The 14,731-nt window shown below is 57.8% G+C and carries 14 protein-coding genes; 10 read left to right on the top strand and 4 right to left on the bottom strand.

The genetic code is table 11. The features are described 5' to 3' along the window. The 4 genes from R6U41_RS05875 to R6U41_RS05860 form a co-directional block, all read right to left on the bottom strand. Positions 1 to 113: ACT domain-containing protein (locus tag R6U41_RS05875; RefSeq protein WP_410268901.1), on the bottom strand; the 113-nt coding region annotated here is incomplete at its 3' end. Beyond that, entirely contained in the window at positions 101 to 1,579 is a 1,479-nt protein-coding gene (locus tag R6U41_RS05870; RefSeq protein WP_410268900.1) for an aldehyde ferredoxin oxidoreductase C-terminal domain-containing protein, read from the bottom strand. The genes R6U41_RS05870 and R6U41_RS05875, both read right to left, overlap by 13 nt. A 142-nt stretch (positions 1,580 to 1,721) precedes the next feature. After that, positions 1,722 to 2,516, bottom strand: coding sequence for an RNA methyltransferase (locus tag R6U41_RS05865; protein WP_410268899.1), 795 nt, complete (start codon positions 2,514 to 2,516; stop codon positions 1,722 to 1,724). A gap of 56 nt (positions 2,517 to 2,572) precedes the next feature. Then, on the bottom strand, positions 2,573 to 3,520 hold the full coding sequence (locus R6U41_RS05860) for a selenium metabolism-associated LysR family transcriptional regulator (protein WP_410268898.1): 948 nt from the start codon (positions 3,518 to 3,520) through the stop codon (positions 2,573 to 2,575). A gap of 273 nt (positions 3,521 to 3,793) precedes the next feature. On the opposite strand from R6U41_RS05860, the gene yedF reads away from it, so the two are divergent. From yedF to R6U41_RS05810, 10 genes are all read left to right on the top strand, one after another. After that, positions 3,794 to 4,414, top strand: coding sequence for a sulfurtransferase-like selenium metabolism protein YedF (gene yedF / locus R6U41_RS05855; RefSeq protein ID WP_410268897.1), 621 nt, complete (start codon positions 3,794 to 3,796; stop codon positions 4,412 to 4,414). 618 nt (positions 4,415 to 5,032) lie between these two features. Beyond that, complete coding sequence (locus R6U41_RS05850; RefSeq protein ID WP_410268896.1) at positions 5,033 to 6,700, top strand: FAD-dependent oxidoreductase; 1,668 nt, start codon at positions 5,033 to 5,035, stop codon at positions 6,698 to 6,700. Between the two features lie 98 nt (positions 6,701 to 6,798). Then, a complete protein-coding gene (gene tpx / locus R6U41_RS05845) occupies positions 6,799 to 7,413 on the top strand; it encodes a thiol peroxidase (RefSeq protein ID WP_410268895.1) in 615 nt (204 codons plus the stop codon). Positions 7,414 to 7,443: 30 nt separating this feature from the next. Beyond that, the gene (locus tag R6U41_RS05840) at positions 7,444 to 9,156 is read left to right on the top strand and encodes a 2-oxoacid:acceptor oxidoreductase subunit alpha (RefSeq protein WP_410268894.1); all 1,713 of its coding nucleotides are present in this window, start codon (positions 7,444 to 7,446) and stop codon (positions 9,154 to 9,156) included. Beyond that, on the top strand, positions 9,149 to 10,003 hold the full coding sequence (locus R6U41_RS05835) for a 2-oxoacid:ferredoxin oxidoreductase subunit beta (protein ID WP_410268893.1): 855 nt from the start codon (positions 9,149 to 9,151) through the stop codon (positions 10,001 to 10,003). The genes R6U41_RS05840 and R6U41_RS05835 overlap by 8 nt, the downstream gene beginning before the upstream one ends. A 97-nt stretch (positions 10,004 to 10,100) precedes the next feature. Next, positions 10,101 to 10,571: a universal stress protein gene (locus R6U41_RS05830; protein ID WP_410268892.1), complete on the top strand. Its 471-nt coding sequence runs from the start codon at positions 10,101 to 10,103 to the stop codon at positions 10,569 to 10,571. 17 nt (positions 10,572 to 10,588) lie between these two features. Next, complete coding sequence (locus R6U41_RS05825) at positions 10,589 to 11,491, top strand: TIGR01777 family oxidoreductase (protein WP_410268891.1); 903 nt, start codon at positions 10,589 to 10,591, stop codon at positions 11,489 to 11,491. 14 nt (positions 11,492 to 11,505) lie between these two features. After that, the gene (locus tag R6U41_RS05820; RefSeq protein ID WP_410268890.1) at positions 11,506 to 11,709 is read left to right on the top strand and encodes a heavy-metal-associated domain-containing protein; all 204 of its coding nucleotides are present in this window, start codon (positions 11,506 to 11,508) and stop codon (positions 11,707 to 11,709) included. A gap of 30 nt (positions 11,710 to 11,739) precedes the next feature. Then, a complete protein-coding gene (locus R6U41_RS05815) occupies positions 11,740 to 14,265 on the top strand; it encodes a heavy metal translocating P-type ATPase (RefSeq protein ID WP_410268889.1) in 2,526 nt (841 codons plus the stop codon). 2 nt (positions 14,266 to 14,267) lie between these two features. Next, a partial coding sequence (locus R6U41_RS05810; protein ID WP_410268888.1) for a DUF2400 family protein occupies positions 14,268 to 14,731 on the top strand: 464 nt, incomplete at its 3' end.

Here is a 14,731-nt window from a genome sequence, read left to right as displayed (position 1 = left end):
GCTGAGGCGATGCTGATGGACATGTCCCCGAACACCCTGGAAACCTTGGCCAGCACACCGGGACGGTCTGCGGCGCTTATCCTGACATAATAGCGGGTCTCTATTTCAGACATGGTCTTGGCCTGTTTATCCGGATGGCTGCGGTGGCGATCTGGAGATTGCGCGAAAGCTCGATCTGGCCTTCGGGCTTCAGGGCATCCACGCTGCCGCCCACGCCCATGATATTGGCGGTCACCGCATATCCGGCCGTGTGATCCGCGCCCATGGTGGAGGTGGCATAGGTAACTCCCATTCCCTGCACCGCCCGGGGATCATAGGCGGGCATGGACTGGTTTTTGACCACAGGCACCCGTTCCACGCCAAAGACCTTGCCGGTCACGCCCGCGCCCGAGCCCAGGATCCGGCCCAGGGGCGTGCCTTTGCCCACTTCTTTGACCAGCTCGATGGCCCTGGCCGCATCCCCGAACTCCGCCAGACCCGCGTCCATGGCCACGCCGATGGTGGCGCCCATCTCGATGGTGTCCAGACCAAAATCGTCGTCCAGCCGGTCGAGCATGGCAATGGAATCCAGATCGTCAATGCCGCAGTTGCCGCCGTGGGCCCACACGGTTTCATACTCGGGCTGCTTGGTCAGGTAATGGCCGTCCTTGTCCATGTAAGTGCCGGAGCAGCGGATCACGCATCCCCGGTGGCAGCCGTGGGTGGCCTGGCCGCCCCGGGCGGTTTCTGTTTCCGCCTGGGTTTCGCCGCTGATGGCTGCAGCCTTGTCAAACCGGCCGGTTTTAAAATTATAAGTGGGATAGCCCCCTGCCTCGTTGACCACGTTGGTCAGCACGTTGGTGCCGTAAGCGGGCAGTCCCTGACCCGTGACCGGATGCTTCTTTAAGCCGGCCACAAAAGCCTTGTTGGCTTCCTTGAACTTGTCTGAATCCTTGGGCGAACGCATGGACAGCCCCGAGTCATCAAGCACGATGGCCTTGATCCCCTTGCTGCCCATCACCGCGCCGACCCCGCCGCGGCCGGCATGCCGGGAGGGGCGCAGCTCCATGTCCGTGCAGGCCACCGTGGCGGCCCCCAGCTTCATCTCCCCGGCCTGGCCGATGGAAAGGCAGCAGATTTTGTCCCCGTACTCTGCGGTGAGTTTTTCCACGGCATCGTAATTGCCGAGCATTTTGAGATCATTCGCCGGCAGGATCTCCACGCCGTTTTTGTTGACCACGAGCTTATAGAGTTTGTCCTCTGCGGGTTTTCCTTCCAGGACAATGGCCGCATACCCGAGCCGGCCCAGCACCTGGGCGGCCTGGCCGCCGGAGTTGGCCTCCTTGATGCCGCCGGTCAGCGGGCTTTTGCATCCCACGGAAATCCGGCCGGACATGGCTGCAGCACTTCCGCTGAGCAGCCCCGGGGCGATGACCAGCTTGTTTTCGGCTCCCAGGGGATGGCACAGGGGCGGCACCTCTTTGGCCACCACAGCCGAGGTCATGCCCCGGCCGCCAGAGCCGGCGTAATCGCCGATGGGCTCTGTTACAGCTTTGGGGGGATGGTCCGGACCCATCTGGATGCGGAGAATTTTGTCCATGTGAAACCTCCTTATGATGCGGGCTGGTTAAAGGATCGGTAAAAAGTAGAGTTGATTTTTTCTTCTATTTTTATGGGAAATCCGGAAGATGTCAAGAAATTCATGCACAAGGTGCTGCTGCAGATAATCCGAAAGGCGAAAGTCAGGCATCGTCGGAATTTACAAGGCCAAGGGCCGGATCCGGGGGATTTCCGTTTTGCCCGTCCTTGTAGCATTTGCCTGCATACCAGTTGATTTGCCGGCAAATGCCCCGGATCAGACTTACCTCCCCGGCGCGCAGGGGCAGCCGGGAGAAAAAGCGCCGGAACCGGTCCATCCAGTGATCCGGATTTTCCGGCTGAAGATAGTTGATGCGCACCAGGGTTTCTGTTAGCTGGGCGTACATGGCATCAAGTTGTCTGCGGTCGGCCAGTTTCGGGGAAAACGCCTTTGGCGGGGCAAGGGTGGCCCTAAACAGTTCATAGGAGATAATGGTCACTGAGTGGGCCAGATTGATGGAGGAAAACCGGGCCGTGGGAATATGGACAAGGCTGTGGCAGAACCGCAGTTCGGAATTGGTTAGGCCCCGGTCCTCGGGGCCGAACAAAACGGCCGTTTTGTTGTGCGCGCTTATGGAAATTAGTTTTGCGGCTGTTTTTTCCGGGGAAAAAACAGCCTGCCGCCGCCCCCCGAGCCGGGCTGTGGTGCCGGCCACATAGCTGAAACCGCCGAGCGCGGCCTGCAGATCATCAAAGACCTCTATGGTGTTTGCCACGTCTGCGGCCGCATGTGTGGCCAGGGTGAGAATCCGGCTGGTGTCAAAGTTTTCCGGGCTGACCACGATCAGGCGGCCCAGACCCATGTTGCACATGGCCCGGGCCGCAGCCCCGATGTTTTCCGGGTACCTGGGCCGGTTTAAAACAACAGCGATATTTTCCAAAAAAGGGTGCGGATCCATGATATCCCGGTTTTTTCCAAAGGTTGGTTTTCCCTTACCAGACCCCCGGCCGCCGGTCAAGCCGGTGCCATCTGTTTTTCCAGGTAGTCCATCAGAGCCCGGCTGGCGGGAGACGGGGTCCGTTCCCGGCGGGTGGTGAGGTAAAAGTGCCGGGAGAGATCCAGGCCGGTTACGGCCAGGGCTTTCAAGGATCCGGACTTGCGTTCGTCTTCCACGGCAATTGGCGACAGAATGGAGATGCCCATGCCGCTTTTGATGCCCTGGATCACCGAGGCCGTGCTGCCCAATTCAGCCGCAACCGTGAACCCGTCCATGCTGAGCCCGGCGCGGGCCAGCTGCTGCTCCAGGGATTTTCTCGTGCCGGATCCGGGTTCCCGGAGTAGAAAGGGCTGGCTGCAGAGCCGGTTCAGTTCGATTTCCCTGTGATCGGCCCACGGGTGATCGGCCCGTACAATCAGCCGCATTTCATCGCGGATCAGGGCCTTCTGGACAATATGGCCGCTTTCGGCTTCTGCGCCCACCATGCCGAAATCCAGCCGGCCGGCCAGTACCTCATCAATGATCTGCCGGGTGTCGCTGACATGTAGTCGGATGCGCACCTCCGGGTAGATGCGGGTAAAGCCACCGATTTGCCGGGGTAGAATATAGCCGCCCGGAATGGTGCTGCCGCCGATGGCGATTTGGCCGCTGATATGGCCTAGAAATTCGGCCACCGCGCTTTCGGTTTCCGCTGCCAGCTTCAGCATCCGGTCGGCATATTCATACAGCAGTTCTCCGGCCCGGGTGGCTTTCGCGGTTTTTCCCATCCGGTCAATTAATCGGCAGCCGAAGTGGGCTTCCAGGTCCCGGATATGGCTGCTCACCGTGGGCTGGGTGAGGTGAATGGCTTCGGCTGCCCGGGAAAACCCCTCCAGGTCAATGACCGCTTTAAAGATTTTGAGCTGCCAGAGATCCATGTGAAAATCGTTTCCATAGATTTTTTCAATTGTTTTAAGCAAACCCATCAGAATTTGCAATTTGCCGCAGACGCCCTGCCGGACTTACATTGCATACACGCTAAGGAAGCCCTGCGGTCGGGGTCAGTTTTTTCGCTCCTGACCGTTTACGGTTTTTTTCGTAAACGCTCAATGTCGCTTCAAAAACAGACCCCGACCTTCGGGCATCCATTTCTGATAAAAAGCAAGCGATATGAGCGGCCGATATGAGCGGCTTTTTTAAAAATTAGCACAGGTCCAGACAAAACGCAATTGTCCCTGTGCGCTGAAACGGAGGCGTTAATGAAAGAAATCGATGCCAGAAAACAGGCATGCCCGGCACCTGTGCTCATGACCCGGCAGGTCGTTGAGGCCGAGGCCCCTGATACGCTGACAGTGCGTGTGGACAACGAGGCGGCCTGCCAGAATGTCAGCCGTTTTTTTGCCTCAAAATCCTATGAAGCAACCGTGGAAAACGCAGAAGACGGTTTCCGGGTGACAGGCACCCGAAGCCGTCAGGACTCTCAGGAGTCTGCGGATGTTACGGATTTGCCCGGCCCGGGGGAAAAGACCGGGCAAAAGCCTGAAAAAAAGATCATGGTAATGATCACCACAGACCGGATGGGCCATGGCGACGAGGTCCTGGGCAAAAAGCTCATGACCAATTTTGTCAATACATTAAATGAAATGGGCCCGGAGCTCTGGCGCTTGGTGCTGGTCAACAACGGGGTCCGGCTTGCGGTAACCGGCTCCGAGGTGCTTTCCGCCCTGCAGCAGCTGGAAAAAGACGGGCTTGCCGTGCTGGTCTGCGGCACCTGCCTGGACCACTACGGCCTGTTGGAGCACAAGCAGACGGGCCAGACCACCAACATGTTAGACATTGTCACTGCCATGCAGCTGGCCGACCAAGTCATCAACATATAAATCCGACAGATTGCACCCCCATTGATTTGCCGCTGATCATGATTAAATTTTTTATTTTGGCAGAATCGACCAAGTAACTTTAAAAAAATTGCTGTTAGTGCTTGGCTCTAAAATTTTCGCATGATGCCGACCCGGTGGCGGTTTGCTCCCTGCTGACCGCTTGCGCGCTCAATGCGACTCGCAAACCACCACCGGTCCGACATCATGGCCGACTGTGTGCAAAGTTTCACACGAAAGGGGCCCGGAGCAACACATCCAAGTCTTGGAAGTAACTTTAGGAAAAGTTACTGCATAGCTTTGTCCCGGGCTGCGGCCCGAGGCAAACGTTTCCAAGGAAGTCCAAGGGCGGGGTTTCAGTTTTTGAAGCGACATTGAGCGTTTTACGGAAAAATTCAGCAAATGCCGGAGCGTAAAAATTTCAAACTGTTTGAGGCCGAAAGGCCGAGTTTTTGAAATTTTAGCGAAGGCATTTGATGAATCCGTAAAACGGTCAGGAGCGAAAAAACTGAAATCCCGGCCGCAGGGCTTCCTTCCTGAGAAACAGCAGACGCGGAAAAATCTTTTTATGCAAATCAAAATTCAGAAAAAGCAGTGCGCTTTTTTAAAAGGAGGCGGTTTATGACAAACAAACTGGTTATTGTGGGCGGTGTTGCAGGCGGTGCCACTGCCGCGGCCCGGGCCCGGCGGTTGAATGAAAACGCTCAGATCATCGTTTTGGAGCGCGGTCCCTATATCTCTTTTGCCAACTGCGGCCTGCCCTATTACATCGGCGAAGTGATCAAAAAGCGCCAGGATCTGCTGGTCACGGATGCCGAGTCTTTTTCCAAACGGTACAATGTGGATGTACGGGCCAACTCCGAGGTTCTCGACGTTGACCGGGACAACCGGCAGGTGGTGGTTTTCAACCGTGAAACCGGCGAGCAGTACCGGGAATCCTATGGCAAGCTGATTGTTTCCCCGGGCGCAGAGCCCATTCGTCCCTCTTTTGAAGGCGTGGACTTGGACAATGTCTTTACCCTCAGAAACATTCCCGACACCGACCGGATCAAGGCATACGTGGATGAAAACAAGCCAAAGCGCGCCGTGGTGGTGGGCGGCGGATTCATCGGCCTGGAAATGATTGAAAATCTGGTCTTTCGGGGCGTGCAGATCACCATGGTGGAGAAAATGGACCAGGTGATGCCGCCGCTTGATTATGAAATGGCAGCGCTGGTGCAGGCGCACATGATTGAAAAAAAGGTGGACTGCCGGTTCGGCGACGGGGTGGCTGCCCTGAAGCAAAACGGCGCAGGCATCACCGTGCAGACCGAAAGCGGCCATGGGATTGACTGCGACATGGTCATTTTGTCCATTGGCGTGCGTCCGGAAACCGGCCTTGCCCGCAAGGCCGGCCTGGCAATCGGCAACAGCGGCGGCATTTGCGTGGACGACACCCTGCGCACCTCGGACCCCCATATTTATGCCGTGGGCGATGCCGTGGAGATCCGCCACCGGCTGACTGGCAAACCTGTGCTCATTCCCCTGGCCGGCCCGGCCAACAAGCAGGGCCGCATTGCCGCAGACAATGTCATGGGAAGGCTTTCGGTTTTCCGGGGCACCATTGGCACCAGTGCGGTTCAGGTCTTTGAGCACACGGCCGCATCAGTCGGCTTAAACGAAAAAACACTGAAAGCGGAAAATATTGCCTATACAGCCGCCTACACCCATTCGGGTTCCCATGCGGGCTATTACCCGGGAGCTGAGACCATGGCGGTGAAATTGCTCTTCAGCCCTGGTACCGGGCGGCTTCTGGGCGCCCAGGCCGTGGGCAAGGTCGGGGTGGACAAGCGCATTGATGTGCTGGCCACAGCCATTTATGCCGGGTTGACGGTCTTTGACTTAGAAGAGCTGGATCTGTGCTATGCCCCGCCATATGGTTCAGCCAAGGACCCGGTCAACATGGCCGGATACGTGGGCGCCAACCTGATCAAAAAGGACCTGGAAAAAATCAACTGGGACGAGGTGGCCGGGCTTGACCCGGAAAAAACGGTTTTGCTGGATGTGCGCAGCAAAATCGAGGTCCGGACTTCGGGCACCATTGACGGGGCAGTGCATATTCCCGTGGATGAACTGCGCGACCGGATGGGCGAACTGGACAAAAATAAAACCTATGTTGCTTACTGCGCCGTGGGCATGCGCTCTTATCTGGCCTATAAGATGCTGATCCAGCATGGTTTTTCCGCAGCCAACCTGGCTGGTGGGTTTCGCACTTACCTGGCGGCCACTGAAAAGATCCTTTTGATGTAGGCTTTTGGATGCACTGGCCGCCTGCCATGCTTATATTGGAGAAAACGATCAGGTAAACCCTTTTGACAACATACTTTGAACCAAACAAGGAGGCGGCCATGGCCAATATCACATTTAAAGGAAACCCGGTTCAGACCAATGGCGAACTGCCCGAAACCGGGCAGCAGGCCCCGGATTTCGTGCTCACCAAAACCGATCTCACGGATTTGCCCCTGGCGGATCTGTCCGGCAAAAAGGTGATTTTAAATATTTTTCCGAGCATTGAGACAATGGTGTGCGCCGAATCCGTGCGCCGGTTCAACGAAGCGGCCCACAGCCTGGACAACACGGCCGTGCTTTGCATCTCCCGGGATCTGCCCTTTGCCCATCAGCGGTTTGTGGACAAAGAGGGGCTGGATGCGGTCATTTCCCTGTCCGAGCTTCGCAGTCTGGATTTCGGGGACCGCTACGGGGTTCGCATCACAGACAGTGCTCTGGCCGGCCTGCTGTCACGGGCAGTGGTGGTCATCGACGAAAACGGACGGGTGCTCTACACCCAGCAGGTGCCGGAAATCGGTCAGGAACCCGATTATGAAACGGTGCTGGACGCTGTGCGCACCATGGATAAGAACACTTCGTTTGAAGATGTCTGCACCAAGATGCCGGTTGGCGAGCATGCCCGGTTTGATGATACAGACGATGCCTGTGACGACGGCCGGGCCGGGAAAATTTAGGACAGGGACCGGCCGGGTCCGGAGGACACAATGGGTATAGATGTAACAGTGAAAGTCGGCGGTGAGGCCGGGCAGGGGATCCAGACGGTCGGAGATCTGCTGGCCCGTGTCTGCCACGGCTGCGGCCTTTATGTTTTGGCTGTAAATGACTTTGAATCAAGGATTCGGGGTGGTCACAGCTTTCTGCAGCTGCGCATCAGCGACAGGCCCGTGGCCGCCCCGGACCATCGGGTGCATTTGCTTGTGGCCCTGAGCCCCAGGACCCTGGACATGCACCTGTCTGAGCTGGCAGAAGACGGTCTGGCCATTTTCGACAGCCAGGAGCAAGCTCCCGGCGACAATGTGGTGTCCATAGCGGTGACCGATATGGCCCGCAAGGCCGGCGGGGCCATCATGGCCAATACCGTGGCAGCCGGTGCCTGCCTGTCCCTGCTGGGCGCACCCGACAGTCTTCTGGAAAGAGTCTTGAAAACACAGTTCCAGGCCAAAAAAGCCGGGGTCCTGGAAAACAACCTCAAGGCGGCACAAAGCGGGGTGCAGGCTGTGGCGGCAATCGATTTTGCGCCGGCCTTTGTCTGGCCGGAGAAAAAACCGGCCGGAAAATTGCTTTCCGGTGCGAAAATCCTTGCCCTGGGGGCTCTGGCTGCGGACTGCCGGTTTGCGGCATTTTATCCCATGTCCCCGGCCACCGATATAATGGCCAACCTGACCGGGTTTGAAGACCGGGCCCCGCTGGTTGTGGAGCAGGCAGAAGACGAGATCGCAGCGGTCAACATGGTCATCGGCGCCTCATTTGCCGGGGTGCGGGCCATGACCGCCACTTCAGGCGGCGGATTTGCCCTTATGGCAGAAGGCCTGGGTCTTGCCGGCATCACGGAGACCCCGATTGTGATTGTCAATTCCCAGAGGCCCGGACCGGCCACAGGCCTGCCCACGCGCACGGCCCAGGCGGATCTGCGCTTTGTGCTCCATGCGGCCCAGGACGAGTTTCCCAGGTTTGTTTTTGCCCCGATAAACCTCAATGACGGGTTTGAAACCATGGGCCGGGCCTTTGTCCTGGCTGACAAGTACCAGGTGCCTGCCATTGTGCTGACGGATCAGTATTTTAACGATTCCGTCAACATTGCCCAAAAGCCCCTGACCGCGCCTGAATCCGTTGAGCGCCATATTGTCACGGACGTGGACATGGATGATCCGAAGGCATACAGGCGCTATGAAATCACCGATTCCGGGATCTCTCCCCAGGCGCTGCCCTGCGCGGGCCAGGCCCTGGTCATGGTCAGCGGAAACGAGCACCAGCAGGACGGTCATATCAGCGAAACCATCCCGGATCGCATCGGCCAGGTGGACAAGCGCTTCAGAAAACTTGCCGCCATGGAAGGGGAAATGCGTTCCCCCCGGGCCGATTATCCTGACAGCCGGGTGCTTTTGGTGGCCTGGGGATCTGCTGCCGGAGCCATCCACGAAAGTGTTGAAATGCTCAGATCTGAAGGCATGGATGCCGGCGGCGTTTATTTCACCGATATCTGGCCCTTTCCGCAGCAGGCCGCAGAAGAAATCCTTGGCCGCTGTGAGCGTTTCTACATGGTGGAGCAAAATGTTTCCGTCCAGCTCGGCGGGCTTATCCGGGAGAGAACCGGGCTGAAATTTTATCAGGCGGTGCTGAAATACGACGGCCGGCCTTTTTTCCCCTTTGAGATCGCCAGGCGGGTAAAGGCTGCCGAGGAGGCCATTGATGGTTGATGTGAGCGATTTTCACTGCGATTATGAAAACAAGTGGTGCCCGGGCTGCGGCAATTTTCCGATTCTGGAGGCTTTAAAGCAGGCCCTGGCGAATCAGGGGCTGGCCCCGGAAGACGTTTTGATGATCTCCGGCATCGGCCAGGCCGGAAAAACCCCGCATTTTTTGCGCTGCAATTTTTTTCACGGCCTGCACGGCAGGGCCCTGCCGCTGGCCACAGGCGCCTCTGTGGCCAATCGCGAACTTCCCATCCTTGTGAGCATGGGAGACGGGGACTGCTACGGCGAAGGGGGCAATCATTTCCTGGCCGCCATCCGGCGAAATCCGGACATGACGCTTTTGATCCATGACAACCGGGTCTACGGCCTGACCAAAGGACAGGCCTCGCCCACTTCCGATCGGGGTTTTGTTACAAAAATCCAGCCAATGGGTGTCAGAAGCGATCCATTGAACCCGGCGGCACTTGCACTGTCCCAGGGGGCGGGCTTCGTGGCCCGGGCCTATTGCGGCCACAAGGAGCAGCTTGCAGGACTCATCAGCCAGGCCATGGACTACCGCGGGCTCAGTGTCATTGATGTTATGCAGGTTTGCGTGTCGTTTAACACGGTCAACACCTATGACTGGTATAAAAAGCGCGTCTATGATATCAATGCCGAAGGGCACCCTACAGATGATTTGAATCCGGCCATGGAGCTTGCATTTGCCGGCGGCGACCAGATTGCCACGGGTCTGTTTTATAAAAAGGACCGCCCCTGTTTTTCCGACCGGGTGCCCGGGCTGGCAGAAAGCCCCCTGGCCGCCCGCAGTTATGATCCGGCACGGGTGCAGGCCTTGCTGGACCAGGCATGAATTGGTGTATGCAGCGGCCGCAACCGCCGGCCTTTGCCTGACCCGGAAACCGTAAAGCTTCAACGTAAACCCCCGCCATAATTAAGGAGGCCTTGAAATGGCAAAAAACGTACTGATTTCTTTCGATGATTCCGAAAACGCCATGCGCGCTGTGCAGTTTGCCGCAGATCACTTTCTCCGGGATGCGAAAATAACGCTTTTCAGCGTTGTTGAAGACAGCAGCACCCTTTGCGCCATGAACAGCCCGGAGCTGACCCCGTATTTCAAGGCCGAGCAGCAGGCCTTCTGTTCCCTTGAGGACAAGAAGCGCGAACTTGTGGAAACCGCAATCCAGGCAGCACGCAGGTGTCTGATCGAGGCGGGATTTGATCACGAGCGGGTTCATACCAAAGTCAACAGGCGCTCCAGCGGAGTGGCCAGAGACATCATTTCCGAGGCCGAGTCCGGATACGATGTGGTCATCATCGGCAGAAGAGGGGTGTCTTCCCTGCAGGATTTTCTGTTTGGCAGCGTGGCCCAGAAGGTGCTCCAGGGGGTTAAAAACGCGGCGGTTTTGGCCGTGCCCTGATTTTTTGGGAGGCAGGTATGAATGTGTTGATCACCGGGGCTGCCGGTTTTGTGGCCCGGCACATGATCCGGGACTTTGTCCAGCGGGGCTGGACCATCACGGCCGTGGATCGCAACGAGCCGCCTGAATGGCTCAAAGACGATAACATCCATTACATCCGGGCAGACACATCAAAGCCAGGATCATGGCAGGATGCTGTGGCCAAAGCCGATGCCGTGGTCAATATGGCGGGCAAAAACATTTTTTCCAGGTGGACGAAAAAATACAAGCAGCTTGTCTACGACAGCCGGATACAGACCACCAACAATCTTGTGGATGCCATGGCCGAGGGCCGGCCCGGGGTGTTGTGCAGCACCTCTGCGGTGGGATATTACGGAGACAAGGGCGATCATCCGGTGGATGAGTCCGCGTCTCCTGGCGATGATTTTTTGGCCCGTCTCAGCATTGACTGGGAAAAAGCCGCGCTTGCAGCACAGGAGAAGGGCGTGCGCGTGGTTTTGCCCAGATTCGCCCTGGTCATGGCAAAAGACGGCGGCGCCCTTGCTGCCATGCTCCCTTCTTTTCGGTTTTTTGTCGGCGGTCCCATGTCAGACGGCACCCATTGGATGCCCTGGATTCACATGGATGATCTGGTTGGCGCCACGGCCTTTGTGATTGAAAATCCGGATATGTCCGGGCCGGTGAACTTTGCCGCCCCCAATCCGGTTCGCAACCGGGAGTTTGCCAAAACCCTGGGGCGGGTTTTGAGCCGGCCGGCCGTGCTGCGGGTGCCCGGATTTGTGCTAAAGATGGCCATGGGCGAGCTTGGAAAACTGATGTTAAACAGCCAGCGCGCGGTGCCGGCGCGGCTTTTGGAGGCCGGGTTTGAATTTCAATACCCTGAGCTGGAAGGGGCGCTGGCAGCAGTGCTTCGCACCTGAACAAGGAGGATGAAATGGAAACCAAAACGCTTCAGATTCCCAATATTTCTTGCAACCATTGCGTGATGACAATCAAAAACGAACTCTCGGAGATCCAGGGCGTGGCATCGGTTGATGGTGATGCGGACCAGAAGCAGGTCACGGTGGCGTATGACGCACCGGCCAGCATGGATCAGATTCTGGAAAAATTAAAGGAAATCAATTACCCGGCCCAATAACGGCTCCCAACAACCCCTCAGGAAGGCTTCGTGACAAAAACCCAGTCTAATTCGGAAAATCAAGCAGATCAGGCAAAATCCAATACCAGCGGCCCGGAAATAACCGGCCGCAGCCAGGATGCCGTCACCCGGCAGCTGCCGGTCACAGGCATGACCTGCGCCAATTGCGCCGCCAATATCGAGCGTAGCGTAAAAAAACTTTCCGGCATTGAATCCGCAGACGTCAATTTCGGCGCAGAACAGCTTGCTGTCTCATATGATCCCAAACAACTGGGGGTCGAAGATATTGTCGCACAGGTCAAGAAGGCCGGCTACGGTGTTGCCACAAGCCGGGCCGAGCTGCCGGTGACAGGCATGACCTGCACCAATTGCGCGGCCAATATCGAACGGGCGCTAAACAAGAAAACCCCGGGCGTGGTTTCCGCATCCGTGAATTTTGCCGCGGAAACAGCCAGTGTGGAGTATATCGCCTCTGTGGTGGATTTGGACGGCATTGTGGCGGCAATCCGCAAAGCCGGCTATGACGCGGTCATTCCCGAAGGCGGGGCGGATTCTGCAGAAGATGCCGAATCCGCGGCCAGAAATGCCGAGGTGCGCGATCAGACCATCAAGTTTGCCGTGGGCCTGGCCTTTACCCTGCCGCTTTTTGTGCTTTCCATGGGTCGGGATTTTGGCCTTCTGGGACCATGGGCCCACAGCACTGCCGTGAACTGGCTTTTTTTGGTGCTGGCAACACCGGTGCAGTTCTACACCGGCTGGGATTATTACACCAGCGGCGTGCGGAGCCTGGCCAACCGCGGGGCCAACATGGACGTGTTGGTGGCCATGGGCTCGTCTGTGGCCTATTTCTACTCCCTGGCCGTGCTGATATTGCCCTTTTTGGGCGATCATCTCTATTTTGAGACAGCCGCGGTGATCATCACACTGATCAAGTTCGGCAAGCTCCTGGAGACCCGCACCAAGCGAAAAACCGGCGGCGCGGTCCGAAAGCTGCTCAACCTGCGGCCGGATACGGCCGTGGTTGTGGAAAACGGGGAGGAAAAAGAAGTGGCCGCCACACGCGTGGAAAAGGGCTGGGTTTTGCGGGTGCGGCCCGGACAGCGCATTGCCGTGGACGGCCAAATTTCAACGGGACAGTCCTCGGTGGATGAATCCATGCTCACCGGAGAGTCTGTTCCGGTGTCCAAAAAGCCCGGAGATACGGTCACCGGCGGCACCATCAACATTGATGGAACCTTTGATTTCAAGGCCACCCGGGTCGGAAAGGAAACCGCCCTGGCCCAGATCGTGCACATGGTTCAGCAGGCCCAGGGCAGCCGGCCCCCGATCCAGGCCCTGGCAGACCGGGTGGCGGCGGTGTTTGTGCCGGCAGTGATCCTGGCGGCATTTGCCACATTTGCCATATGGATGGTGGTGACCGCCGATTTTGTTCCGTCCATGATCCGGTTGGTATCCGTGCTGGTGATCGCATGTCCGTGCGCCCTGGGCCTTGCCACACCCACCGCGGTCATGGCTGGCACGGGCAAGGGGGCGGAAACCGGGGTGCTGTTTAAAAGCGGCCAGGCCCTTGAGGCGGCCCAGCATCTCGATACCATTTTGCTGGACAAAACCGGGACCCTGACCGCCGGCCGGCCCGAGGTGGTTGAGACCACGGGCGGCACCGGATCGGATCACAAGCTTCTGGCACTGGCTGCGGCAGTGGAAAAAGGCTCAGAGCATCCCATTGGCCGGGCCATTGTCAGGGCAGCGGAAAATCAAGGTATTTCTTTTGATCCGGCTTTTGAATTCAAATCCTTTGGCGGCGACGGGGTCAGGGCCCGCGTCAGCGGCCGTACCGTTGAAGTGGGCAAGATTGATTGGTTTTCGGACAACAATGTGGATGTTTCCGAATTTGCTGATATAGCCGAGAAATGGCAGCAGCAGGGCCGTACCGTGGTCCTGGTGGCAGAAGACAGCAAGGCTGCGGGTATCATTGCCGTGGCAGATACGCTCAAACCCGAGGCAAAGGAAGTGGTGGCAGCCCTGCATGACTACGGCTTGACAGTGGTGATGCTCACCGGCGACAACACGGCCACGGCCCGGGCCATTGCACAAGAGCTGGGCATTGACCAGGTCCTGGCAGAGGTCCGGCCCGATCAAAAGGCCGACAAGGTCCTTTCGGTGCAGGCCGAAGGTTCGCGCGTGGGTATGGTGGGAGACGGGATCAACGACGCCCCGGCCCTTGCCCAGGCGGACGTGGGTTTTGCCATTGGCGGGGGAACGGACGTGGCCATTGAAACCGGCGATGTGGTGCTTTCCTCGGGCAGCCTTCAAGGGGTGATTCGGGCGCTGCACATCAGCCAAAAGACCATGGCCACGGTGCGCCAGAATCTGTTCTGGGCGTTTTGTTACAACGTGGTGCTGATTCCGGTGGCCGCAGGAGTGTTAAACCCGTTTGAAGGCGTGCCCATGATGCTGCGCCAGCTCCACCCCATGCTGGCGGCCCTGGCCATGTCGCTTAGCAGCATTTCTGTGGTGACAAACAGCCTGCTGCTGTATCGCGCCAAGATCCGATAGTCATGGATGCGGCTGATCTTGAAGCGTTGTACCAAAAGTACAACCGCCGCAGATACGTCCGCCCCGATCCCCTGGAGTGCGTATATGATTATCCGGAAACCAAAGACCGGGAGATTGCCGCTTTCGCGGCTGCAGCCCTGGCCTACGGGCAGGTGGGCCAGATTGTCAAAAGCGTGCGAATGGTCCTTGACAAAATGGGCCCTTCGCCCCGGGGCTACCTGGAAAATGCCGGCATTGAGGATCTGTATGCGGATTTTGATGGGTTTGTGCACCGCTTTGCCACCGGCCGGCATGTGGCGGCCATGCTTGCGGGTTTAAAAGGGGTTGCGGACCGGCACGGAAGTCTTGAGCAAGCCTTTGCCCGGGGCGCCGGCCCGGAGGATGCCACCTATGCCCCCGCCCTGGGTGCGTTTGTATCTCAAATGGCCCGGCACTGGCCGGAAAATCCGGGTCATCTGGTGGCAAT

Source organism: Desulfosalsimonas sp. (assembly GCF_046483245.1).
Taxonomy (GTDB): Bacteria; Desulfobacterota; Desulfobacteria; order Desulfobacterales; family Desulfosalsimonadaceae; genus Desulfosalsimonas.
This window is presented reverse-complemented; position numbering and strand designations above follow the sequence as displayed.